This is a genomic window from Pseudomonas sp. NY8896, assembly GCF_039634505.1.
The window spans coordinates 384,934-407,823 of record NZ_CP132351.1; the positions used below are offsets into that span (position 1 = coordinate 384,934).

Sequence of the window (22,890 nt, forward strand, 5' to 3'; positions counted from 1 at the left end):
TAATTCAAAGAGCGGTCACAATGCTCTGAGAGCCTTCTGTATTGCATCAAAGGTTCCTGGGCGAAACACCTTTGCTCCCTTCTTGTCAATCAAATCGCCGTGCTTGCCCAGTGTACAGCCCCATTGTAGCCTGAACTCTTCTGACATTAAATACAAAAGAGCTCTGCGTTCTATTTCTGATAATTTATTCTCGGATGAAAACGGAGTGCGATCATCAACCCGGATTTCGAGATTGGGCGGCGTAATTTCTCTCAGCAGTCTTCGGAGGCGATGATTCTCAGCCTCTTGGGCTCGCGCCAAAAATTTAGCCTTACCATCTTTTATCGCGTCTATCCAATCTGACGGTGCTCGGTCATGGTGGGCCGGACCTGCCGCCTCTTTGAATGCCTGTATTAGCACGCGATATGCTTGGCCCGAACTATTTCGCATGCTTTGAGCGTTTGGTACTCCACAATCAATGCCTAGGCGTGCAATGGCTGAAAATGAAAAGTTCTTTTCGCCGTTCGATAGCATCTCATTGCATACCTCGTACACTGCGTCCAGAGTATGCTGTTTTTTTAAGCTGCAATTTTGCTTTAGTTTACTCAGAGTTTCAGATGGCGTCATGGTTTTAAACCTGAGGAAAGTTTCTTGCGTTATTTATAAAGACATCGCTGATTTCTTTAAGAGAGATGCTCTCAAGTCCAACCAGTTCGGCCAGCCTGAATTTCCCTTCAATTAGTGAGTCGATACGTTCCCAGCTTCTGAGTCGTGATATCAAGAGTCTTGCGATCTGATTGCCAACTAAAAGCTGCTGCTCCTTATTTAGCCTGAACATTCGCTGCGGGGAATTATTGTCTTCAAGCATTTTGTCCAATAGCTGGGATCTTGCGGCCAAGGCAGAGTGGGCAGAAGCGCATTCATATATCTCGGCATTTTCACATACCTCGCTTAACTGATGAAAGTGAGTGGTTTCTTCTAGCGCGAGCCTAAGCTCATGACCCTCTTGTACAATAAGCATGAGTGAGTCTTGAGGCTCGGACTTGGATTTTGTAAGGGTTGCCTGCTCGATTTGCTTTATTAGGCTTGCGCTAGCCTGCACATCACAAATCAATACATCAAGTTTTTTAGCTGCACTCTCAGCTTCGGCTAGCAGTTTTCGATGCTTAGCCTCTAGACTTAGGTCTCGGGCTTCAATGTCTTTTCCGTATTTGCTTAATTCATACTCTCGCTCATCCCGACTGTCAATTTCGGATCTTAACTCTTCAGCTTTGGCTTGGAGTTCGTCGTATTTTGTAAATTGAAGATTTACTTCTAACGATATTTCATTACCTAGAGCTAGCAGGCCACCTATGAATGCAGGGCCGGTTACGAAGTGGCGACATCTTATGCAGTTCTGACTGCCTAGATACCCGCCTGGCACCGGCAACCAAATATCACCTTTACCGAGCGATCCTCCGTCATCACACCTAGCACCTGCATATGGGCAAAAGCCGTAGTCTCGAAATAAATAGCTGCCTGGAGATTTTTGCCTATATATCAGCTCGAGGGCATCTTGGTTGTTTGCGACTAATTGCCCTTGGATTTGATCGATTCTGCCCTGTTCGATCATGCTCTGTGCAACAAATACTTGATTCTGAAGCGCACGCTTCTCACCTTCTGAAAATCGACGTTGTAATTCAATGCCTCCGATTTTTACATAGTACAAATTCATCACGATTGAACTGTGTCCAGCAATCTTCATGGTGATTTCAATGGGTAGCCCGAACTCATGGACGTATGCCGTGATAAGACTTACCCTCATACTGTGTGGAGTATAAATAGACGAATAGCAACTTAGTTTCTCTCTGGGGCCTGTCAGCGTGGCTAATGGTAAGTCCCGAGGTTGTGAGTAATAAAGTGCGGCTGCGAGTCGAGGGGTTAGTATATTTGTTGGGGATCCAGGTTCTTCAGCCCCGAAGAGACGAAACAAGAAGCAATTAGCACCTTTGGCATGACGCTGGCTTTCATTCAGGTTGGTGCGAATACATTCAATCCATGGCATAGGGCGAATTATTGGGTTATATTTTGCCTGCCACTGACGGAGCTTAATGATCCATGGGAGCAAATGAGGGGGTATCCATGGCACACTGTAACCGCTATACCCAATACTGGTCTTGTTGCTAGTAACAAACATTCCGCATTGATCGCCAGGATATCGTTTTATGAAGCCTTGATTTTTTGTTATGCCTGAAAGCGGGCCTTCATTTTTAGCCCAGACAACCTTGCAGTCATTATGAATTGGGATGTACTCATCGCCTTCCCCTGAGTCGCAGTATGCAATTTGTCTACCTCTGGAGGGGACTGAAACTAGGGTGAGTACCTGCATCCAATACATTGGAAACCATGCCTTAAACTTTCCTCCAATCCAACGTGTAATGAGATCAGGATCGCTGTTATCCAATTTGAAATTATTTAGATCGATCTCTACCCAGTCAGCGTCGAAATTATGGAGGTGGGTTAAGTCAGAGAAGCTGGTTGCAGTATCTGGAACTATCCATTTTTGCAGGGCTGCAACATATTGATAGGCCAAAGCTGGTTTAGATGTTTCGCCAGGGCCGCTACTGCTTGTCGTGCCTGAGTATTCTGTTTCGCTGCCGCGTAATGGGTTGCTTATTCCGTCTGCGATTATCAATTCACCAGTCTCGTCATCCTCAAGCGTGAATTGCTCGCGGATAATGAATCGCATGAATTCGTTTATGGCCATGACGAAGCTTCGTCTAAGATATTCTGGGGTTGTGGAGGTTACATAGTTTTTGAAATGTTGTAATTCTATAGACTTGTTTGAGAGGAATTTTCCTGGTGTGGTTCCGTATGCGTTTGGCTGCACATAAGTTGCCAAAAAACGGCAGATTGCTAGCTGTTTTCCCCGTCCGCCACGAGCTTCTTTCATGAAGCTATTTAAATCCTCCAGCCACTTCGAATGGTCAGCATCTATCGAGCTTTCTGAAAATGGCTCCGTCTTTCCGAGGAACGCATACGAGGTGGTCCAGTCTCTGTAATATACTTTGTCCGGAGTGTACGGTAATCTATTGTCTCCTGAGGACTTCACATGTTCTCTATATTCTCGTAAGGAGTTAAGATTAAGAGGCTGAATTAGTTTTACTGTTTCATCGAAAGTGTAAAACGTTCTGATAGAGCATAAATCATACCAGCTTTTCCATTCGTCTCGGAATGCCCGTTCAGGGTGGGCGGGTAATGGAGGGTAGAGTTTATAGCGGTTGCGGTAATCCTGACTGTCTTTTATGTCGAGCCGAGTTACTGCTATTCTAATGTCGTCAAGGCAGTCGTAAGCAACGGGCAAGAAAAAGTGAATCCACGACTTCCATTCATTTTTGAATTGTTCCGGGTTGCTTGGAAGGCGCGGGTCGTTATGGTAATTTAATTCATACTGTCGCTTTGTGCTGATGCCTAATCTCTGTGCAGCTATGCGCACTTCATGTAGCGTTTCATATTGTACTGTTAGGTCTAAATAGTCCTTCCATGACGTCCATTGATCCGTATAAACACTCGTTGGATCTCTGCGCAGACGCCAGTCTTCTTTAAATTTTGTGTAGTAATCTGTTCGTGACTTGCAATTCAGGTTGCGGGCTGCAGCTCTAGCCTGTTCAAAGGTCTCGTAAACTTTCCTAGTTTTACCAGGATGGAGGAAATTTACCCAGCCCTCCCATCGCTCTTTGTAGCGGGTCTGGGGGTGAATAGGTAATTTCGGGTCTTCCTCTCGGCGAGTGAAATACTCACTTGAGTGTTGGATTCCTAAGGATATAGCGGCTGCAGAGGCCAGTTCATAACTTTCATAAACTGGGACTAAATGATTTGTTCCGAAAAAATGCTTCCAGTTCTGCCAGTCTGGATAGATGGTGCTAGGGTTTGCAGGCAGTTTTGGGTCTGCTTTGTATCTTTTTAGCGTAGTGTATTGGTAGTAGCTATTGATGCCGAGCGCAAGCGCTGCTCTACTAGCTTCGCTGAGTGTTTTATAGAAATCTTTATATATGCTTTTGCCAATAAACTCTGGCCACCCTTTAAAGTTCGGGTAAAAGCGCAAGTCGCCTGGGAGCTTTGGGTCTTTATGGTGATCAGTTGAATAGTGGGCCACTGTCCATATACCTAGGCGAGCTACGGCCTCACGTGCCTCTGCGAGCGTCAGATATTTCTCAATTGGCCTTTCACTACCACAGAGGTCGTACCATGAGAGCCATTCGCTGGCGTAATCAATATAAGGGTTGGCCGGTAGCCTAGGATCTTCTTGCCAGCGAAGTCTGTAGGCTCTGCTATTTTTTATACCAAGCTTTCTAACTGCGGCTTTAACTTCGAGTAAGGTTGCGTATTTTGTTTTTTCTGGCATGGAGCCTCACCTTGAGTCCGCAGAAATAATGATTCAGTGTAGGCTGCTTTTATCGATTATTGACATTTTTTGTCGTATCTCTTCATGTGTCGGCTGAATATAAACTAAGCATGAATCGGGGCTTCTATGGTGCATGCACTTTTGGATTTCAATTTGATTGAATCCATTTTCTCGAAGCCTGTATCCATAGCTGTGCCGATGCCCGTGCTCGCTTGTGCCAACTAATTTTCGGTGCAGTAGGCCAATTCGCTCCACGGCCGACTTATGTAGGCGTTGGGCGTTTTTTAGAGTTTCAGGCTCTCCCTTTGAATTGGTGAATGCATAAGGGTGGTCGTGTGATGAATCTGGGTCGGTGCGCTGTTCTTTAAGATACTTAATCCATACACTCAAGAACTCTGCGGCTTTATGGGGTGGGAAGAACTGAACTGAAAAGTAACCATCTTTGTTGTCAAGTACTGGGTTTTTCCACCCTAAATGCAGCCGTTCTGTTTTCAGGTATTCAGTTCGGGGCAATAGCCCGTAATGTATTGCTAAAAATTGCTTTCTGGTAGGGTATTGCTCGTCAGGTGACTTTCCGTTAGACGGATGATAGACCCTTACAATGGCCTCGTTTTTTTTCTCGTCTAGAATGATATCTGACAAGTAAAGGTGCAGTGCTTCAGATTTGCGCAAGCCTCCGTAGTGCATGAGCAGCGTTAATGCCTGGCCCTTGTAGTCAGGGCGCGGTATGTCGGACTTTTTGGTGTTCAGAATAATAAATCCTGCTTTCATCAAGAGATCAATTTTGTCTTCAGGAAATCTTTTCGCGGGTGCAATGTTTTCGGTGGGGCGCTGTGGTCCTGTTACTTCGCGAATGGTGCTTAACGCTTCGACGTGTTTGTCCGGGTCCACAATGTGATTCAAAAAGACTCTGTTTCGTTTATTGTGGAAGGCGCACCAGTTCATCCGCTGCTCCGTAGAGGTAGCTTGTCTGAAAGGATTGGCAAGCTTTATTTTAAAGTCACTTTGACGGGTTATCCAGTCGGTATAGTCTGTTATTAGGAACAGGAGGTCTGAGCAGTGTTCGCTAGATTTTGGTAGCCAAAAGAGTTGCGAGGGGTCTTTTAATGTTCTTGGATCTACGGTGCCCTCTTCTAAAGCTCTTGCAAATGATGCGAGAAGTTTTGTTGTTTTCTTAAATAATCCTACATTGGCATTAATATACTCTATTAGTAGCTTAACGGCTTGTGTGGACTTCTCTTTCCAGGATGAGCTCTTCTTGCTGTTGTCAGCCAGGTAGCGAAGGTGTGATACTAATACGCCGCTTTCGGTCCATAAAGCAGGGAGCTTAATGGTACGGCCGGTTTGATCGTTTTGGTAGCGTGCTTTAATCTTTATGATGTAAGCCATCGCAATTACCTGACAAGTATCGTTAGGATCGTAAGCAGGTTTGTATCTAGGTTTTCAAAAGCTTATTGCAAACCGATGTTCGCAGAGCTGCACTCATAGTCTAGACTAGTTCTTGGTATGCGCAATTGTGTAGTCTGGCTAGTTTTAAGGCTCGCTCTAATCTAAGTCTATGAGATTTCTAACAGCTCGGCTCGAAACTGTGACGATACGCTCAATTCGTAGCTCGTTGATGAGTGCGAATTTGGAGCAGATTCAAGGTAATCCACTTTGGAGGGGCGGCCAGTATCGGCTGTGAGGATCGGCCAGGTGTCGATACCTTTGTTTTCTCCGCCTGTTAAAGCTTCTTTCTCCTGGGGTCGCGGTACAGTCTGCATGCTGATAACAGCCAGGTCTTGAGGCAGATCATCAGAGAGCCGTCGCGAGTATTCTATAAGTGAAGGTTCGGCTACCACAAATAACCAAGCTTGATCATCGTTGACCCCTGTTCGTCTGAGAATTCTGCCCAAGACCTGACGATAGTGCAGTTCTGTGCGAATGCGACTCAGGTAACAGCATACTTGTAAGCGAGGAATGTCAGTGCCCTCGCTAATCATGCCTACCGCAACAATCCAGCAACCAATCCCAGATCTAAACTCGTTGATTTTATCTTGAGCGCTACCAGTTTTCGACGTAGCCACGCGACAGTTTTCGCCGCGGCGTTTGAGCTTGCTCTCGATTAACTTAGCGTGATTAGTGTCAGATGCAACGATAAGTCCAGCAGCAGATGGGTTTCCTTTCCTGATTTTAGATAGTTTTCGACAGCCTAGGTCGAGAATGTGATCTATTACGTCTTCATTCCATAGAATGTCTTCAAAGCAAAGCGGTGAGCTTTCAAGTAAATGGGCGAAGCTGTCGTAATTAGATGTTAGTCGGCTCTGTTGGTTTTTTTGGGTTAACTGTAGGTTGTGGTTGTCAACTAAGGTTATTCTCGGGGATCTACAAATCTTGTCGTCAATAGCCTGTTGAAGTCCATAGTGATAATCACGGGCCAACGCTCCAGCAGGCGCTGAGTAGCGTCCAAGTGCAATGGCTTTATCATCTGTTCTCCAAGGCGTGCCTGATAAAGACAAAGTGAATGTCGCTTGATTTTGTATTTTGGATATAATTGTCGCTCCCCAAGTGTTGCCGGATTGAAGGTCATATCCCGCGCAGTGGTGAATTTCGTCAAATATCGCTAATATCCGATACTGTTCAAATAGCTCCCAAAATTCCTCACCTTTCGCATCCATGCCTTGGTAAGTAGAAGCGTCACCAATTGCTCCCACATATCCGTCCATTCGACGCCCAAGTATTTTTGAGAACGTAGCCCTGAAGCCATCGACTACTTGGCAGGACGGCGCGAAGCACAACACAAGATCGATAACATTTTTTTTGAGCAGCTCTTTTGCCAATTCGCCAGCCATTCTCGTCTTGCCTGCTCCTGGCGTTGCTTGGCAAAAGAAATGCCTATTTACCTGAAAGTGTCGTAGTGCTTTCTCGATACATGAGGTCTGCCACTCTCTTAGAACTCTGCTCATTCAATACCTAGTATTTTTAGGGTTTTTTCAACCGCTTTAAGGTGACCTAGCAGGCGGGAGCTACGATCTCTCGCTTCCACGTAGTCGCTTTCCAGCTTCGAGTGGAGGTGTGGCAGGTCTTCCAACAGTTGCTTGTACCTTTCCGCTTCGCCCATTGAGGTGAGGAAGTCCAATCGGGTTTCTTTGACCATTGCCTGGAGACGTCGAGCTGTGTGCTCGTTGGTCGAGGCACCTTTTTCGGTGTCCTCCGCAGGTAGCTCGGCACGAGGGGCGAAGAATTGATACCCCTCGTCAATCAAGCGGAGGTTGACTGAAGGTGGTAGATCCTGGAGGTGATAGAGCTGGTCGCGGCCGCGCTTTTCTGGGTCTCGTACGACCCATTCGATCCTTTCGAGGCGGAGGATCTGCCTAAAAATATAGCGCCGGAGATCAGAAGTATGCTCGCGCGCTACGCCATATGACCGGGCATAGGCGTCTCGAAGGCCGCGACAGGTGAAGCTGTCTAGCTCGCCGCTTTGTAGAAGCTCATAGACGTGCCTGTCGAGAGCGAATGAAGCCGGTTTCATACAGGCACCTAGCTAGCAGAAATACATCAAATGCGGATTATAATCCGTCGCCGATCAACCCGCAAACGCTGATAGTCCCGCCTTATGTACACCGAGGCGGATATGCAAAAGTTGGCGAGGGCTCTAGGACGCAAAGTCCGAGAGCAGAGAGTGATGGTTGGGATTTCGCAAGACGCTTTAGCTTTCGCCTGCCAGATGGATCGGAGCTACATAGGGCGGATAGAGAGAGGGGAGGTAAATCTGACTATTGAGAAGCTCTATCGGATAGCGACCGAGCTGAGATGTACCCCGCAATCGCTTCTGCCCACAGACCTGTGCGGCTAGGATGCAAGCTGGTCAGGGTAAATCGATCGGTTGATGTAATCCTCCGCCTGCTTGACCTCTTGAAAAATACCCTCAAGGTGACATTCGCTCCAGGCTTCTGGCTCCAGACTTATCTGAGTTAACATGCTGCTCCTATGGTTTTTTGGCCTGACCTAGAGGAGCTTTGACAATGGTACCGACTCGCCTCATCGGCCCTAACGAGGCTGCTCAATTGGGATGTTGGGCCGCTGATCAGCGCTATTACGAATGGCGAAAAGCTTGGATTTTATCTGTGGCGCAACGAGTGTTCGGACGGCGAGCCATTGCGACGCGTTGGATCTCTGATCGGGCGTTAGGCCTTGGCTGGAGTTCACCTTGTACGTTGCTTGTTAGTCATTCTGGGTTCGAACAAGTAGTGGATTTTTTACTACGAATCGAATATGGCGTGTACTGGTAACTGGATGTGTTATGTTCTCAATCCAGACGCGGCGGTTCCGGTAGTGATTTTTTTGATGGTTAAATTGCTATTGGGTCAATAATCACGCTTGAGCGGAACCCTCAAGAACATCAACATTGGCTGTATCGGTACTCGTCGGGCGAGAATCGTCCATTAGGGCCAAATAGTAGACGACTCGTACATTGCTCCAAATAAGTTATAGCTTGCTCCTGAACATTGCATTCGTAGTAACGGCGTCTGGCAGGCGGGATTGTCGCTCGATTCTTTAAGCATAGCTTCACAAGTTCCGCCAGCAAATAGCCGCGTACGTCATAGCGGGCGTCAACTGCCCTGATCACTGTCGAATAGCAATCGCGGAAGAGAGGTCGTTGAATGTGGTGCCTCGGAGGTGCTTGTTTGCTGCTCATCTTACATTCCTTCAAGTGCCATTCGGCAGCTGTATGGTGCTTCAGGCGCCGAGCGTCGCATACGCATATGGCAGAGCGCCCTCAAAAACATCGTCGGCCACGGACACCGGGTCGAGACACGTCTTAAACCCTTACACGGGATCTGAATACAATTATCTGCTCACACGATTCCGTCTAGGTTTGCCCTTTGCCGCCGCCAGGACCTTGTCTGGTGCGAACGCCAGCAATACTTTCGGCGCGACACCGCCGAGAGAAATATTTTCGGACTGGAACCTTACTGCGATTGACCAGGCGTTCATCCTGGCAGATAGCACCGACAACACATCGCAAAGGATGTGGATCGGTTGGTATCCATTGCGACCGTCTAAGCCGTATGTAGGGAAAAATCAACCTTACCCGGTCTTAGAGAAAAAATCTTCCCATTGGCCAACAACTCATCAGGGTCTATCTCGACGCCAGGGTTGGAGGACGATGCTAGATAAATCCACTGCTTGGCTGATATCCAGTCTCCGGTTTGGAAAAGCTTAGAGCGGATTCTGCCTGCAGAAACGCCTTTCTCCAAAATCGATTGGGGTACCGATTCTGCGGGGAGGAAGCAGTCGATAATGAGGTCGAGCGCTTTTTTGGGATATACGTTCAGCCTCCACTCGAAAAGGTCGTTGTACATCTGCAGCCCGCCGAGGTACGCATCGATCGTACGGTCTGTAGTGGTCAACTAATCCCGGACACAGTTTTGAGTTTTTCCTCAGCTTTGGCCGGAGCCAGCCCATCGTTGAACTGATGGGGTCTTATCCAGTTGTAATGATCCATCAGGTACTGGCTAATGTCTCGCTGAGCTTGCTGTCCGGTCAGGTAGCCCGTGACCGGTATCCACTCTGTTTTCAAGCTGCGAAACACCCGCTCCATCGGCGCATTATCCCAGCAGTTGCCTCGGCGGCTCATGCTCTGGCGCATGCGGTAGCGCCACAATCGCTGGCGGAACTGACGGCTACCATATTGCGATCCCTGATCGGAGTGAAACAGCAGCCCTTGGGGCTTTCCACGTTGTTCGTACGCCACGTCCAGCGCCCTGATGACCAACTCTGCATCCGGTCTTTCTGACAAAGCCCAGCCCACCACGCGCCGCGCATAGAGATCGAGGACAACCGCCAGATAGTGCCATTTACCCTGCGCCCAAATGTAAGTGATGTCGCCACACCAGACCTGATTTGGCGCGTCGACATCAAACGCTCGGTTCAACACATTCGGAATGTCCGGCCGCTCCACCGTTGCTTTCTTGTAAGCGTGTGACCCTGGCTGCTTGCTGACCAGCGACAGCTCACGCATCAGGCTGCGCACCTTGAATCGTCCGATTTTCTCGCCTTCATCTTGCAGCATTAACTTGATGCTGCGGCTGCCGGGTGCACCTCGACCTTGTGTGAATAGCTCATTCACTCGACTGCGCAACTTCAGGCGCTCAACGTCAGGCGTCCGCCTTTTGTGGCGATGCGCGTAATAAGTTGAGCGAGTGATTTCAAACACTTCGCACAGGAAATCAACGGGTTCATGGGCGCTAAGCTGACGGATCAGCGTATGCGCTCGAGATCTTCCGACATCAAGAGCGCGGTAGCCTTTTTTAGTATCGATTTCTCGCGCTCCAGGCGCGTGATCCGAGCTTCCAACTCTTGGATTTTTTGCTGCTCTGGCGTCAACGCTTGGCTGGTCGGCGTGATGCCGCCACGCTCCTGCTGAAGCTGGTTGACCCAACGGCGCAGGGCCGACTCGACCAAACCGAGCGAGCGGGCTGCTTCAGCATGGCTGTAGCCTTGGTCGAGCACCAGGCAGGCAGCTTCGCGCTTGAACTCAGGGGTAAAGGTACGACGTTGCTTGGTCATCAGACACCTCTCTGTGGCGAGCATTCTCGCCTAAATGGGTGTCCGGTTTCATTAGACCACTACAGTCTGAATTGGCCTCAATCGCCAAGGTGGCAATCAAGGCTACCTTGTTCTCAGTCGTGTCCGATGCAGTAGCAGGCTCGCACTTAGATTGGATGCGCGCAAAGGGAGTGCTCATAAGCACCTCCAGCTAAGGGGCTACAGACCGCAGCATCAAAGAGGGCTGGAATCCATCAGGGATTTTCAAAGCGCAGATAGCAGTATGCGGCACTCAGCTTAAGATGCTTGTTTTTCCGATCAACCGCGAGTGTTTTGGCTCGGATGCCGCATCCCACTGCCTCCGGCGACAGATGAAGGTCCCATAGGCGAGCCTCCCTACGACGAGTTTCGAAGGTATCGACCGGTTCGAATACGACAGCCGCTTTGGCAGGTGGATACAGCGGTCAGGATTACGATGTGAGCGGCGACAACCCGTGGAATCGAGAGTACTTCGTATCTGCCAAAGCTAGCAGCGACAACTCCAACTTCCCAGGGGCTCCCCGCAGCGCTAGCCTTGGGGTCGATTACCGTTTCTGACTACGCATCACTCCGGTTATTGCTAGCACTCAAGATTGAGCCGGATCGCTCAGGTCCTGCGCATCTTCACTGGCCCACACCAGACCTTGGCAGGCATGGTGACGCAGACGGTAAGTGACCGGCGGTGGCTGCTCGCTGACTCGTTTGCTATCCCACACCGTCACAGAAACAAAATAGTCTTTCGGCCAAGCGCGCCAGTCGCCTGGTCGGGACCATCGATCGCTAGTAGGGGCTTGCTTAAATCGCGAGTGGTACTCAAGTTGTTCCTCCTGCCTTGGCGCATCACCATGGGGGCATCGAATGATGCTCAATGACGTGGAAAAAGAGTTCTTCCCAGCTTGGCTGCGGCCCCGACACCGTTCTGGGCCTCATTAAGAATGTCACGAGAGAAGTAGTCTGCGAGCCGTGCGCGGCTCTCTATCTCCTGCCGGATATCTTCTGGATCAATGTTTGGAAGATCCACACGATAGGCCGCGTGATGAACCAATGCGGCAGCCTGGAAAAGCGCGTCGGAAAGTCGGTATCGATCGAGTCCCAGTGCTGCGCATGCTTCGAGGATGGTGACCGCATCGCTTTCGGTTCCTCCAGTGATACGCTGGTCTGGCAAGGTGGAGTGTCTACGAAGATGCTCCACGTACTGACGTAGCGAAGGAATCGAGAGACCTATGGAGTAATGCTTAATGTACCAAGGACCGATAATGTCGATTTCGTCCTGAGTGATGGCCATTTCCTGGAAGTACCCGGCCCATGCTTCCTGCATGTCCTCATCTATGCGCTCCTGACCAAGGCTGGCTAGATGTTCGTTGAGGCGTTTGACTAAGCGGAAATAGTCGAGTCGTACAGGCGGGTCGCGATGCTCATCCATAATCAGCTCCAAGGTTGAAGTCGCCGATGAGTTTCCGCCGGTACGGTGATGGTGGTCAAGATCGCGATCAGGTGAGGCCTCCAGGACAGACTGGCTGAGCGGCTAAAAGTCCGACCCTTTTCGCTTTCACACCTACAATCTGTCAACTGTATGCGCTTAACCGATACCACTAAGCAAGGCGGTGTATTTCCATGGATTTGATGGTACTGATTCAGCAGGCGCTTGAAGCGTCAGGGAAGCTGCGAGACCTCTCGAAAAAGCTCGAAGATGCGGACTTCAAAATGATACTGGCGGATCTTCACAGCGCCTTGGCTGATGCGAAGCTTGAGTCTGGGGAAGTGAAGATGAAATTAGCATTGGCGCAAGAGGAGATAGTCAGGCTCAAGCAGGTGATTGAGCAGCGAGACAAAGGTAAACCCACCTACAATGTCAGCTCTAAAGGAATTTGCGAAAAACATCGCCAAGTGGAATATTCCATTGGTAAATGGAAATTAGCTATGACTGGATGGATCAGTACAAAGCAGGCCCCCTCAAGAAACTCAAGGGTTTCTGGCGTGTAGACGGCGTTTCACAGGTTGCTGAATCTGAGAAAGGATTAAAGGTGAGAATGGTGCTTTCTCGCCTGAAAGATGACTTTGCTGATCCTTATAGAATTGATGCCCGCCTTGGCACGCCGCCCAAGACCCTCACCCTTCATTCCAAATGGCTTTGCATCCTCACCATTGGGTCCGTCTGGCACTCGGGCAAATTCCATAGCAAGCCTGAGCCACTGAATGAGCTTCTGACCGTTGAAACAACACAGGGCTGCAATTACCCATATCAAAGAGCAGTAAAGCTTAATGACGCCTGGACCAAGGCTGGAATAGCGGCGGCCGATTTTCTGCCCAAGGATAACTACGAAGACCTTTACGCCACGCTATACGCCTTGATTCGGATCGTTGGCCACCCCGTTTACAAGTGGATGGTAGTTCCTGCTTCTGAGCTTCTGAGCTTCTACGATTCTACATGGGGGTCTCAGGAAGACTTTTAACAGCCGTCTTGAGAGGTGAGATGGGTGAGTTTTTAAAGTGGCCGCTCGGGGGGCGAACCAATCTAATCGTGGCAAGATTAATCTATACGAAATCAAACAGCTCAAAAGACTAGAGATTGAAGTGCTAGGGCGAGCACTTGCAAGCTCAGCCTTTAAAGAGGAAATTTTTGCGGTAAACAAGCGAATCACAAAAATCAGGGCGACCAACTCTCTGGGTGGTCCGCAATCTGCATTGGCCATTGACGTAAATTTTCCATTTAAAGGCGTGACGAATCTAAGTGTTTCCGGTCAGCCCATGCAGCTGGCTAATGATCAAGCAATCTTCGCCATGGAGATACATCACTGCACATTCCCTTTGGAGTTTTCATCACTAACCGTACATGGAGCTGGCAGCACGAAGGCTGAGGGTGGCGAAGCTGGTACACAGAATACCCACCAGCACTATGTCGTGTCTGATCATGATCCGGATGATGAAGATGACGAGATCGACGACACCGATACGGACGCGACATTACAGCACCGCGAGTTAGCACAAAGCGCCTCGCCATTCGCTGGAAGCTCCGAAGTAAACATCGACTATGACCGCGCCAACAAGGAGCGCTCTGGGAGCGGCTCTTCGTCTCCGACCGATACACCCGGCAATGGCCTGGGCATGGGAGACGGAGACTATAAATCGTCGTCAAAGGGGATTCTCTGCGTCGATGAATTTAAAACCCCAGAACCTTTGACCTCTTCTAAGTTATTAGAATTTCTTGAGATGATAGAAGAGTTTAGGAACAAAACCCGGCCTCAAGGATGGATCGCCACATCTATTGAGATAAATGGCGAAATCCCCATAAAAGTTAAGCGCAAAAAATCCGATCCACACGAAGAAGGCGACGCCGGTAACGCCAAGGAGAAGATCACTTCTTTTCCACCCATGGATAAGAGGCGAAAGTGGAATCTTGTAACATCAAAGGACGGGGTTCGAGCTCGACAGCTCGCCTGCATTGAGGTCTCCTCAAGCGTGAGGAGTGGTAGACTCTTCTATATCTTAGAGATTGAACTTAAAGATGAGGAGACTGGACAGTGCACGGCGATAATCAGAGACAGAAACTATCAGCAATTGACCTCGACTGAGATTAACAAACTACTGAAGCTCACCTGCTATCTGGGACGTTGGCCAAACCTGATTACGGACAAGTGGGATAAGAAGCGTCATCGGAGTCTTTCGGCAGACGTCAGCCGGACGATCATTATCTCCAAACTAATACACCCGAAGAATCGAAGCGTGTGGGTTGCGAAGTTAATAGGTCATATCAATCGTTGGATGAAGCAGGAAGAGCCCCCAATCCTCGAGGAGTAAGGGGCGACATCCAACTCACGATCTAGACGCGATGCTGGTTCTACACTACCCCTACTGTCGAGTGAAGTACGCCGTTCCCGTTGCGCGAGTTTGGCCGATGCAGCAGATGACCTTCACCGACGCCGGGTACGCCGGCAGGCAAGGTCGCGTTCCAGTTCAGCCAGCGCTCAGGAGGGGCAGCAATTCCCCCTTGCGATCCAGCGCTGCCAGGTCGTCGAAGCCGCCCACGTGGCGCCCGTCAATGAAAATCTGCGGCACGCTACGGCGGCCGCCGCTGCGCGCGAGCATTTCGGCAAAGCGTGATGGACTCGATTCGACATTGAACTCTTGCGGCTCGATGCCCTTGCTGCGCAGTAACGCCTTGGCGCGAACGCAGTAGGGGCAGGTACTGGTGCTGTAAATAATCACGTCGCTCATGGTTGGTTCTCCGAGTCTGCGGGCAGTAGAGCTGCCGGCAGGTTTTGCGTTATCGGGCTGCCGGGGGGAAGTCGATGTCGGTGACAGCGATGTTGTTGACGTAGTTGCTCTGGGTCATGACGCCAACTTCGGCCGCCACGGCAATCAGCTTCGTGTCGGAAAAACCGGCGGCGCGCGCAACGGCGATCTGTTCGTCGTTCAGGTGACCGCGCCCTTGGGCTAGCTGACGGGCCAGGACGGTCAGGGCATTCAGGCTGCCTTTGCGCGCTCGTCGGATCTCTTCGGGCGTCAGGCCGGTCTTCTCGCAGAAGGTATGCGCGGCCGGGCAGTAATCGCAGCCGTTGGACTCGGACACGGCCAGCGCGATGTACTCACGCTCTACGGCGCTCAGGGAGCCTTTTGCCAGGGCCTGGGATAACCGCAGGTAGCCGGCCAGCGCGGCGGGGGCGTTGGCGAGGGTCTTGAAAAATTTGGGCACGAAACCCACCGTTTTCTGCACGCCCGCGAGTAAGGGGAGGGCGGCGGCGGGAGTCTGGAGGGGGGTAAGGGCAGCGATGCAGGACATCAAGTATCTCCGGGCTAACAAAGTGCCGCGACTTGGACACGGGGCCAATTTACCCAATGAAATCGATCAATCGAGCGCAGAAGCTCTCTAATATGCGACTGATCGTCCAAACCTGATTTGAAGTGAGTGAGGAGCTGAGGAAACGCCGAACGAGTCCCACCCGATTTGCCGAAATCGTGCCGTCGATGAGTCCGAGCCCTGCCGCATGACCCAGATGAGCCTTTCCGATACCGAGTACGCCGGCAAACGTAAACAGACCTGGCGCGAGCGCTTTCTGGCAGAGATGGAGTAAGTGGTGCCTTGGGCCGGGCTGTTGATGCTGATCGAACCGTTCTACCCCAAGGCTGGCAATAGCTGCTTGCCCTGGGGCGCCAGCGAGCTGATGAGGTGACTCAGGTTGTCCATTTTCCCCATTGAACCGTTCAGCCCCCCCCGCGAAAGTTCCGCACTTCAGCGGCGAGCGCCCTCGTTCAGGGAGGCGCCATTCGCTCTGACGGACTTCATCCAGTCACGAGGATTCAAGCCAGTTCTGCGCCGGAATGCACGAGCCAAGGCAGAAGGGCTTTCATATCCCACCTGCTCGGAAATTAAGGCCATAGGGCGGCCTTCTCGCAACAGCTTCTGAGCAAGACTGATCCTCCAGCTCAACAGATACTCGGCCGGGGTCTGTCCTACGACATCCTTGAAATGCGCTGCATAGCTGGCCCGCGACATATTCGACTCGCCGGCCAGTTCCGAGATCGACCATGGATAATGCGGCTCTTCGTGAATTCTTACCAGCGATCGGGCAAGACGAACATCCGACAAGCCCGCCATCATCCCGGTTTTGAGCTGCTGATGATCAAGCAGATGTCGCAACAATTGGATGACTGTAAGCTCGAACAGTCGATCCAGTGTCGCGTGGCGACCGCAATGATCACCGGCAGCCTCAGCGAACAACCATTTAACCGTGTCTGAAAGCATCGGAAGTTCGCTCAGAGGCTGCACGATCAGATCAGGCAGCGACGCTGCCAATGGATTGTTCGCGCCGCCTGCGAACTCCAGAGATGCACATTGCAAGCGAGCACCGCCGGACTCAGTGCCAACCAACTGGTGCTGACTCGGCCGGGGAAAGAAAATCAGGCTCGGCTCGGTCAGAAGCAAAAGCGGCCGCCCCGCAATGGCCAACCCCAACTCGCCCTCCTGCAGCAGATGAATGTGCCCTCTCCGATTCGCTCCGTCGAACGAGCTCACCCCACAAAACCCACCGCTGTAAAATAGGTCGGCGCGGACACCGAATAGCGTCAATAGCGTGGATAAACGATCCATGGCTCACCTCAGTGTGGACGATCTGCAGCATATCATGGACTGACTGCATCCAAAATGATTGTTTTCCGTTGCATTATGGCACCGTACTCAACGTGCAATGCGCATCGTCACTGGAGGACGACGGTGTTACGTAATCCTGCACTCGCTTTGAAAAAGCTGCTCGATTCATACGTCAAACGATGCAGCAGTTGGAGCCAAGAAAACATCAGGGTTCACGCTTTTGCTGATGTTTTATAAGGCACTTCCTGTCACTCACTTGCTCATGAGTTCGATTCATTGCTGCACTAAAGGGCACATTTCGGAAAGGTCGTGCAAAAGGTGCACGATACACCGAAATAATCGGCAAAACATCCATTAATATTCCGGAGATACATTATGACAACCTCTACCATCAGCCACGTTAATGCACTCAGCCCCTTCAAAAAAGGTATAGGTGCACAAGTAACCCGCTTCGGAGTGGGGGGGGTTTATTTTGCCATGACCATTATTTACCTGTGGTTCGGCGGAATGAAATTTTCCGGGTATGAAGCGAACGGCATTCACGGGTTTGTCAGCAATAGCCCGCTTCTTTCCTGGATGTACAGCTTCATGAGTATTCAGGGCTTCTCGAACTTTCTCGGCGTTCTGGAGATTTCCATCGGCGTGCTAATCGCAGCTCGAATCTTCTCACCCAAGTTGTCGATTTTGGGTGGTATCCTGTCCGCCGGTCTGTTCATTACAACGCTGTCATTCATGTTGACCACTCCAGGTGTATTCGAACCTACTCTCGGCTTCCCGGCGATTTCAGTGGTTCCAGGCCAGTTCTTGCTGAAGGATTTGGGTCTTCTTGCGGCTTCTATTTTTATTGCCGGCACCTCGATTACTGCGCTTGAACAGGAAATCGGTTAGGGCGAAAGCGGTAAACGCTTAAAAAAGGCCTTCTAGTTTTACTAGAAGGCCTTTTTTGTTCAATGCTTTTTAAGCGATATCTCAGAAGATCAGACTGCAAAAAAACATAGGGATCTATACCAGCGTCAAGCCAAGTTTTAAGTGGGAAAGATTGTAAAGATCCATGGTGCGTGGCGGAAATACTTAAGGCAGTTAGCTTCGCAAGTGGTGTTTGAAGGTGTGCATAGCATTTCTGTTTGCAGGTGTGATTTGTTGCGTCTGGTAACTAATTAGCGGAGCGCATTCCTGATGGGCATGTTGGTCTTGAGCACTATCCTGGCATTCGTAACGGGTTTCGCGATCAAGCGGGGAAATATTTGTGCCGTGGCAGCGGTGCATCAATGGGTGGTACACCGTAATGCATTTCATCTAAGAGCGTTTATTACCGGCATGTGTTGTTCTGGGCTCATGCTTGTGGCCATTGCCTGGCTCTTTCCAGGCGCCGGCGGTATGTCCGCCGAGTACGCGGCGACACTAGTCACCGTAGTGGGGGGCGCACTCTTCGGTGTTGGAGCTTGGTTAAATAGGGCCTGCGTCTTGGGTACCATCGTATTTTTATCCAAGGGCGATCTAAACTATGTAGGCACACTATTTGGTATGTTTATCGGTGCGCTCATCGGCCAGTTCACGTATAAGCCGGCGTTGTCCACCAACGTTTCGCCTCTGCAGATGCCCACGTCGTTGGCCGTGAGCATTGTCAGTGTTTATGCGCTCGTTTTATTGCTGGACGTTTGGAGGTACTTTCGCAATCATCGGGTGACTGACACAACAAAACCCACTCGCCTAGATTCTTATTACCTTCTACCCATGATCATAGTAGTAGGAGCGTGCTGCGCGATCCTTCACGCGTTGAATGGAGAATGGACTTACCTGGCAATCCTTATTCGAATAGCTGAAGGTTTGGTAACAAATTCGAGCAAACCACAATCATCAGTCCTGATTTATTCAATCGCCACATTTCTCGGCGCCCTGTTGGCGGCAAGATACAGTGGCGAAATAAAACTGTACGCTCTGGATATCAGGTTAATTGCTCAACGATTAATAGGTGGTGCGCTTATGGGGTTGGCGGCTTGCATGATTCCTGGCGGAAATGAATCAATGATGTTCAGTGGTGGCCCATCATTGGCGATCCACGCAATAGTTGCCTATATATCAATGACATTGACATTGCTAATTGTGACCCATGTCTTTCAGCGCCGGGCTGATATATAGATAGGAAGTCAATATTTAAGAATGAGTTTCTTAAACAATTAGATTGACGGGGCATTGTCTTGAATGCTAGCTACTTCGCCGCCCGAGATTCATTGCGCGCGCCCTACCAAGCAGCGCTCGCCATGGCGGGCCCTGTGCGGAGACCGCTTAGTTTCAGTTTCGAGGGCTATCCGCAAAATAACCTCGCGACGCACCTGACCGATACGTCGATTAATTTGATCCAAGCTTGCGGTATAGGAGGAAAAAGCCTCGGTAATTTCGAGTTCGATTACAGCCTCAGGAATCTCGAAAGGTATGATTCATGCCGCCGGCCATTTATGGGACCGATGGGAAGTTCGAGGGAAAAAGTGCGCGCCGGGTCTCCTCATCATTTACCGTCTTAAATTCGACACCGGACGCGACCATCCGCGCGCGCTTGACAGCCGGCCTGGCATCAATCTGTTGGAACCAACGTATAATGTTCGGGTAGGGCGCTAACGGGTTCTCGGTGCCTTTCATAACTCGGGATGCTCTGTCTAGCCAGCCCCAGGCAGACATATCGGCTATAGTGTATTCACTGCCGACTATGAACTCCCGATCTGTCAAATGATCGTCCAAGACCTTGTAATGACGTTCAGCCTCGCGACGATAACGATTGACGGCGTAGTCCAAGCCTGCAGGTGCCGCATACTGGAAATGTACGGCTTGTCCCGAGAACGGACCTAGGCCACTTCCTAGAAATAGCAACCATGACAGGAGCTGTGGGCGATCGTGCGCTTGACCGAGGAAGCACCCCGTCTTCTCGGCGAGGTATATCAAGATCGCCGTGGAGTCGAAGAGTGTTGCAGGACGCCCGTCTGGACCATCCGGATCTACAATCGCTGGGACCTTGCCGTTCGGGTTGATCTTGCGAAATTCCGGGTCGTGCTGCTGTCCCTTGCTGGTATCCACCGGCACGACCTTGTAATCCAACCCAGCTTCTTCGAGAAAGAGCGCAATCTTGGCCGGATTAGGCGTCGGGTGATAATAGAACTGGATCATTTGCAATACCTCCTACTGGCAGTTTCAGAAATCCCAAACGGCATCGACTGGCAATGATTTCTTTGAAGTTTGTCCTCTCATCTGGCAAGTAGACTCCGTTGCATTCAGCAATGAAGATTGCACTCTTCGGTGCTGCTTTAGAAGATGCTACACTTTTCTACTCACGGAGTACGTCCGGCGATAGAGACTAGGGTCCATGCCGTAAAGTTGGCTAAATGCTTGTGAAAAATTACTCCTACTGGAGAAACCAACTCGCCTCGTGATCTCAGTTACTGGAAGTGAAGTAGTGATCAATAGTTCACTGGCGCGACGTAATCGCACCAACTTGACCAAGCTCATCGGCGATTGACCAAAAGCGGTCCGGAATGCGGAAGCAAAAGCCGAACGGCTCATGCCTGCGATTTGCGCGAGACTGTCTACCGTGTATGCGACGGCGGGCTGCTCAAAAATAGCGAGCAAAGCTCGACTTAGTCGCGTATCAGCCATAGCGGCCAACCAGGGTAATGGCGAGGAATCATTTTCGATCCAGCGCCGCAAGGCCAATATTAGACATTGCTTAAGCAATGCCTCAGTCAATACACGTGAACCGACTCCCGGACGAGCCGACTCCGCCAACAGCATCACAAATTGGTCCCGCAACCCGCCTGTATCACCAAAGTGGACAACCAGTGGCTTTCCCAAAGTGGCGAAAAGGTCCGCTCCATCAGCCAATCCGACGCGGAGCTCTCCGCACGCCGTAGTGACACCCTGCTGACCTTCTCCGGCGGTTACTGTCGGGACGGATTCCTGTACTGGCACCCCGTGCATGCGCGCCCTCCATTCAAGCTGCACCGGTTTTGGTGACGCGCTTTCAAGATGGTACGCAACTCCCGGTGGCAAGAGTACGAAGCTGTGCGGCTCAAGTTGAATGGATGGCCCTCCACGAACAGCCAATATGCCAGCCCCTTCCAGGCAATAATGCAGACTTGCTTTCTCACAGGAATCGAAGCGTATTCCCCAGCCGCTGCGTATGTCGCAAACGGTGAAATGGGTAACACCGATATCAAGTACTGCTAGCAAATGATCCAGGATCACGTGCGCCGATAAGAACGATTCGAGCATCTGGGTAAATACTAGTGCTGCTAGGGGATGACCGAAATTTAAGACCAATTTGAATGTTAATGCAACTAAATGAATAAAATCTGAAGTTAAAGACGAATCGGAACCTATTCGAGACCAATCGGCACGTCTGTAGGGTTAGCGTCACACCCCCTACCGTTCGTCGACTAGAAGGAGTTACCTATGCGTATTCCCTTGCTAATTGCTGTCGCGGTTTCCAGTTCTCTTGTCATGACCGCCGCACTCTCCCAGTCCTCATCTGAGGACGGGAGTATGCAGGCTAGAAAGCGATACCTCCCCGAATATACGATGTCGGGTGAGTTGATACTTCCGAAAAATTTCAATGAATGGATATTTGTTGGCTCTCCCCTTACTCCCAATGGGCTTAACGGCGGGAAGGCAAATTTTCCAGAGTATCACAACGTCTATATAGAGCCGGGGTCATACGAGATATACAAGAGGACCGGTGAGTTTCCGGAAGGAACAATTTTTTTCAAAGAGCTGCAGTTGACTATCCCGGGTGATAACCCGGATGGATCACGCACCGAGGCCTCCGGGCGGGGTTACTTTCCCGGGAAGTTGAATGGCGCCGACGTGACCGTAAAAGACTCTAAGCGATATGCCGACACTGGAGGCTGGGGTTACTTTAACTTCAACCACCATGAACCGAAGGCTGCAACAGCCAAGGCGAAGCCTAAGGCTGAATGTGCTTCCTGCCACATGGCGAGCGCCAAAAAAGACGACGTCTGGACACAATTCTACCCGCTGCTGGACAAGTGAAATCGTCAACAAACGTCTTCAGTTCACCAACACGAGGAACAGTACCATGAGAGTCGTCAGGCCCTTGCTTGCCGTACTGGCAGGACTATTCATGATAGTTGTCGTCAATGTCTACGGGCAGTCTGATATGCGCTCACCGTACGGAGAAAGCACCGCAGCCATAGTCGACGACAAAGGAAATATGCAAGTTCCCTCCAACTACCGGACCACCTATCAGGTATTGGGCACTTGGGCAGTTGCTGCGGACGGTAGTCCAGGCTCAAAGGAGATGCACGTGGTCTATGCATCTCCTGGAACCATCGCCGCATACCGTAAGGCTGGGCACTTTCCCGATGGCACTGTCCTCGTGAAGGAGGTGTTCAAGACGACAACTAAACCTATGACAACCGGAACAGTAAGCAGTGCTGGCACCCTAGCTGGCTGGTTCGTCATGGTGAAAGACGACGTCGGCCGATACCCGAATAACAAACTTTGGGGTGACGGATGGGGTTGGGCTTGGTTCGAGGCAACTGATCCCAAGAATACTAGCTCAACGGACCACAAGCTGGACTGTCAGGGCTGCCACGTACCGGCCCAAGCATCTGACTGGATTTATACCCACGGCTATCCACCTCTAAGCCAATAAACGAAAAGAGCCTCGTTGTGCAGAGGCTCTACACTCAGTAATTCGGCAGATGAGCTCATGTTGCTCCTTTGCAAAGCGTGATGCTGAATGGCTCTTCTGTCCCACCGAGGTTTCCTTCGAAGGGGCAAACGAGCGGTAAGCAGCTTTCCGCGAATTCCTTTAGAGGTCTTGCCTGCGCTGCTGAATTTGATGGCGGGTATCAAGAAT

20 protein-coding genes are annotated in these 22,890 nt (G+C 50.5%); 8 read left to right on the plus strand and 12 right to left on the minus strand.

What is annotated here, in order from left to right:
• Nucleotides 1–15: 15 nt before the first annotated feature.
• The 5 genes from gmtX to Q9451_RS33720 form a co-directional block, all read right to left on the minus strand.
• Nucleotides 16–606 carry a gamma-mobile-trio protein GmtX gene (gene gmtX / locus Q9451_RS33700; protein ID WP_311165500.1) on the minus strand — a complete coding sequence of 197 codons (591 nt, stop codon included), beginning with the start codon at nt 604–606 and terminating at the stop codon, nt 16–18.
• Between the two features lie 4 nt (nt 607–610).
• On the minus strand, nt 611–4,363 hold the full coding sequence (locus Q9451_RS33705; RefSeq protein ID WP_311165501.1) for a VPA1269 family protein: 3,753 nt from the start codon (nt 4,361–4,363) through the stop codon (nt 611–613).
• 33 nt (nt 4,364–4,396) lie between these two features.
• Nucleotides 4,397–5,752 (minus strand): gamma-mobile-trio recombinase GmtY, encoded by a 1,356-nt coding sequence (gmtY, locus tag Q9451_RS33710; protein ID WP_311165503.1) that lies wholly within the window; start codon nt 5,750–5,752, stop codon nt 4,397–4,399.
• 167 nt (nt 5,753–5,919) lie between these two features.
• On the minus strand, nt 5,920–7,308 hold the full coding sequence (locus Q9451_RS33715) for a DEAD/DEAH box helicase family protein (RefSeq protein ID WP_311165504.1): 1,389 nt from the start codon (nt 7,306–7,308) through the stop codon (nt 5,920–5,922).
• A complete protein-coding gene (locus Q9451_RS33720; protein ID WP_311165505.1) occupies nt 7,305–7,874 on the minus strand; it encodes a hypothetical protein in 570 nt (189 codons plus the stop codon). Before Q9451_RS33720 ends, Q9451_RS33715 begins: the two co-directional genes overlap by 4 nt.
• A gap of 102 nt (nt 7,875–7,976) precedes the next feature.
• Here Q9451_RS33720 and Q9451_RS33725 point away from each other — a divergent pair, with 102 nt between their 5' ends.
• On the plus strand, nt 7,977–8,198 hold the full coding sequence (locus Q9451_RS33725) for a helix-turn-helix transcriptional regulator (protein WP_110994395.1): 222 nt from the start codon (nt 7,977–7,979) through the stop codon (nt 8,196–8,198).
• Between the two features lie 1,554 nt (nt 8,199–9,752).
• Here the strand turns inward: Q9451_RS33725 and Q9451_RS33730 are convergent.
• Together Q9451_RS33730 and Q9451_RS33735 are read right to left on the minus strand one after the other, a co-directional pair.
• A protein-coding gene (locus tag Q9451_RS33730; RefSeq protein WP_176704564.1) for an IS3 family transposase occupies nt 9,753–10,915 on the minus strand; the annotation gives its coding sequence in 2 pieces (ribosomal slippage) (nt 9,753–10,660 and nt 10,660–10,915; 1,164 coding nt in all).
• Between the two features lie 883 nt (nt 10,916–11,798).
• Complete coding sequence (locus tag Q9451_RS33735) at nt 11,799–12,356, minus strand: hypothetical protein (protein ID WP_210172150.1); 558 nt, start codon at nt 12,354–12,356, stop codon at nt 11,799–11,801.
• A 191-nt stretch (nt 12,357–12,547) separates the two neighbouring features.
• On the opposite strand from Q9451_RS33735, the gene Q9451_RS33740 reads away from it, so the two are divergent.
• The 3 genes from Q9451_RS33740 to Q9451_RS33750 are packed head-to-tail and all read left to right on the plus strand — an operon-like array spanning nt 12,548 to nt 14,731.
• Entirely contained in the window at nt 12,548–12,916 is a 369-nt protein-coding gene (locus tag Q9451_RS33740; RefSeq protein ID WP_311165509.1) for a hypothetical protein, read from the plus strand.
• Nucleotides 12,841–13,386: a hypothetical protein gene (locus Q9451_RS33745; RefSeq protein ID WP_311165510.1), complete on the plus strand. Its 546-nt coding sequence runs from the start codon at nt 12,841–12,843 to the stop codon at nt 13,384–13,386. Before Q9451_RS33740 ends, Q9451_RS33745 begins: the two co-directional genes overlap by 76 nt.
• A 37-nt stretch (nt 13,387–13,423) precedes the next feature.
• Nucleotides 13,424–14,731, plus strand: coding sequence for a hypothetical protein (locus Q9451_RS33750; RefSeq protein ID WP_345960722.1), 1,308 nt, complete (start codon nt 13,424–13,426; stop codon nt 14,729–14,731).
• 156 nt (nt 14,732–14,887) lie between these two features.
• Here Q9451_RS33750 and grxC read toward each other — a convergent pair whose 3' ends face one another.
• From grxC to Q9451_RS33765, 3 genes are all read right to left on the minus strand, one after another.
• A complete protein-coding gene (gene grxC / locus Q9451_RS33755; RefSeq protein WP_280290913.1) occupies nt 14,888–15,148 on the minus strand; it encodes a glutaredoxin 3 in 261 nt (86 codons plus the stop codon).
• A 49-nt stretch (nt 15,149–15,197) separates the two neighbouring features.
• Nucleotides 15,198–15,713 carry a carboxymuconolactone decarboxylase family protein gene (locus Q9451_RS33760; protein WP_311165512.1) on the minus strand — a complete coding sequence of 172 codons (516 nt, stop codon included), beginning with the start codon at nt 15,711–15,713 and terminating at the stop codon, nt 15,198–15,200.
• 450 nt (nt 15,714–16,163) lie between these two features.
• Nucleotides 16,164–17,021 carry an AraC family transcriptional regulator gene (locus Q9451_RS33765; protein WP_311165513.1) on the minus strand — a complete coding sequence of 286 codons (858 nt, stop codon included), beginning with the start codon at nt 17,019–17,021 and terminating at the stop codon, nt 16,164–16,166.
• A gap of 375 nt (nt 17,022–17,396) precedes the next feature.
• Between Q9451_RS33765 and Q9451_RS33770 the strand changes: the two genes are divergently transcribed.
• The gene (locus tag Q9451_RS33770) at nt 17,397–17,909 is read left to right on the plus strand and encodes a DUF417 family protein (RefSeq protein WP_311165515.1); all 513 of its coding nucleotides are present in this window, start codon (nt 17,397–17,399) and stop codon (nt 17,907–17,909) included.
• Between the two features lie 288 nt (nt 17,910–18,197).
• A complete protein-coding gene (locus Q9451_RS33775) occupies nt 18,198–19,160 on the plus strand; it encodes a YeeE/YedE thiosulfate transporter family protein (RefSeq protein WP_345960721.1) in 963 nt (320 codons plus the stop codon).
• A 315-nt stretch (nt 19,161–19,475) separates the two neighbouring features.
• On the opposite strand, the gene Q9451_RS33780 is transcribed toward Q9451_RS33775, so the two are convergent.
• The gene (locus Q9451_RS33780) at nt 19,476–20,180 is read right to left on the minus strand and encodes a glutathione S-transferase C-terminal domain-containing protein (protein ID WP_311165517.1); all 705 of its coding nucleotides are present in this window, start codon (nt 20,178–20,180) and stop codon (nt 19,476–19,478) included.
• Between the two features lie 147 nt (nt 20,181–20,327).
• A complete protein-coding gene (locus Q9451_RS33785; protein ID WP_311165519.1) occupies nt 20,328–21,281 on the minus strand; it encodes an AraC family transcriptional regulator in 954 nt (317 codons plus the stop codon).
• 180 nt (nt 21,282–21,461) lie between these two features.
• Between Q9451_RS33785 and Q9451_RS33790 the strand changes: the two genes are divergently transcribed.
• Both Q9451_RS33790 and Q9451_RS33795 read left to right on the plus strand, forming a co-directional pair.
• Complete coding sequence (locus tag Q9451_RS33790) at nt 21,462–22,058, plus strand: cytochrome P460 family protein (RefSeq protein ID WP_311165520.1); 597 nt, start codon at nt 21,462–21,464, stop codon at nt 22,056–22,058.
• Nucleotides 22,059–22,149: 91 nt separating this feature from the next.
• Nucleotides 22,150–22,683, plus strand: a complete 534-nt coding sequence (locus Q9451_RS33795; RefSeq protein ID WP_345960720.1) for a cytochrome P460 family protein — start codon at nt 22,150–22,152, stop codon at nt 22,681–22,683.
• The last annotated feature ends 207 nt before the right edge of the window (nt 22,684–22,890 follow it).

Coding starts and splice junctions, on each gene's coding strand:
- Q9451_RS33780 (WP_311165517.1), bottom strand. CDS start 20,180: ATGATCCAGTTCTATTATCACCCGACGCCTAATCCGGCCAAGATTGCG.
- Q9451_RS33705 (WP_311165501.1), bottom strand. CDS start 4,363: ATGCCAGAAAAAACAAAATACGCAACCTTACTCGAAGTTAAAGCCGCA.
- Q9451_RS33770 (WP_311165515.1), top strand. CDS start 17,397: ATGACAACCTCTACCATCAGCCACGTTAATGCACTCAGCCCCTTCAAA.
- Q9451_RS33790 (WP_311165520.1), top strand. CDS start 21,462: ATGCGTATTCCCTTGCTAATTGCTGTCGCGGTTTCCAGTTCTCTTGTC.
- Q9451_RS33765 (WP_311165513.1), bottom strand. CDS start 17,021: ATGGATCGTTTATCCACGCTATTGACGCTATTCGGTGTCCGCGCCGAC.
- Q9451_RS33785 (WP_311165519.1), bottom strand. CDS start 21,281: ATGCTCGAATCGTTCTTATCGGCGCACGTGATCCTGGATCATTTGCTA.
- Q9451_RS33745 (WP_311165510.1), top strand. CDS start 12,841: ATGGAAATTAGCTATGACTGGATGGATCAGTACAAAGCAGGCCCCCTC.
- Q9451_RS33735 (WP_210172150.1), bottom strand. CDS start 12,356: ATGGATGAGCATCGCGACCCGCCTGTACGACTCGACTATTTCCGCTTA.
- Q9451_RS33740 (WP_311165509.1), top strand. CDS start 12,548: ATGGATTTGATGGTACTGATTCAGCAGGCGCTTGAAGCGTCAGGGAAG.
- Q9451_RS33720 (WP_311165505.1), bottom strand. CDS start 7,874: ATGAAACCGGCTTCATTCGCTCTCGACAGGCACGTCTATGAGCTTCTA.
- Q9451_RS33775 (WP_345960721.1), top strand. CDS start 18,198: ATGGGCATGTTGGTCTTGAGCACTATCCTGGCATTCGTAACGGGTTTC.
- gmtY (WP_311165503.1), bottom strand. CDS start 5,752: ATGGCTTACATCATAAAGATTAAAGCACGCTACCAAAACGATCAAACC.
- Q9451_RS33725 (WP_110994395.1), top strand. CDS start 7,977: ATGCAAAAGTTGGCGAGGGCTCTAGGACGCAAAGTCCGAGAGCAGAGA.
- Q9451_RS33715 (WP_311165504.1), bottom strand. CDS start 7,308: ATGAGCAGAGTTCTAAGAGAGTGGCAGACCTCATGTATCGAGAAAGCA.
- Q9451_RS33760 (WP_311165512.1), bottom strand. CDS start 15,713: ATGTCCTGCATCGCTGCCCTTACCCCCCTCCAGACTCCCGCCGCCGCC.
- grxC (WP_280290913.1), bottom strand. CDS start 15,148: ATGAGCGACGTGATTATTTACAGCACCAGTACCTGCCCCTACTGCGTT.
- Q9451_RS33795 (WP_345960720.1), top strand. CDS start 22,150: ATGATAGTTGTCGTCAATGTCTACGGGCAGTCTGATATGCGCTCACCG.
- gmtX (WP_311165500.1), bottom strand. CDS start 606: ATGACGCCATCTGAAACTCTGAGTAAACTAAAGCAAAATTGCAGCTTA.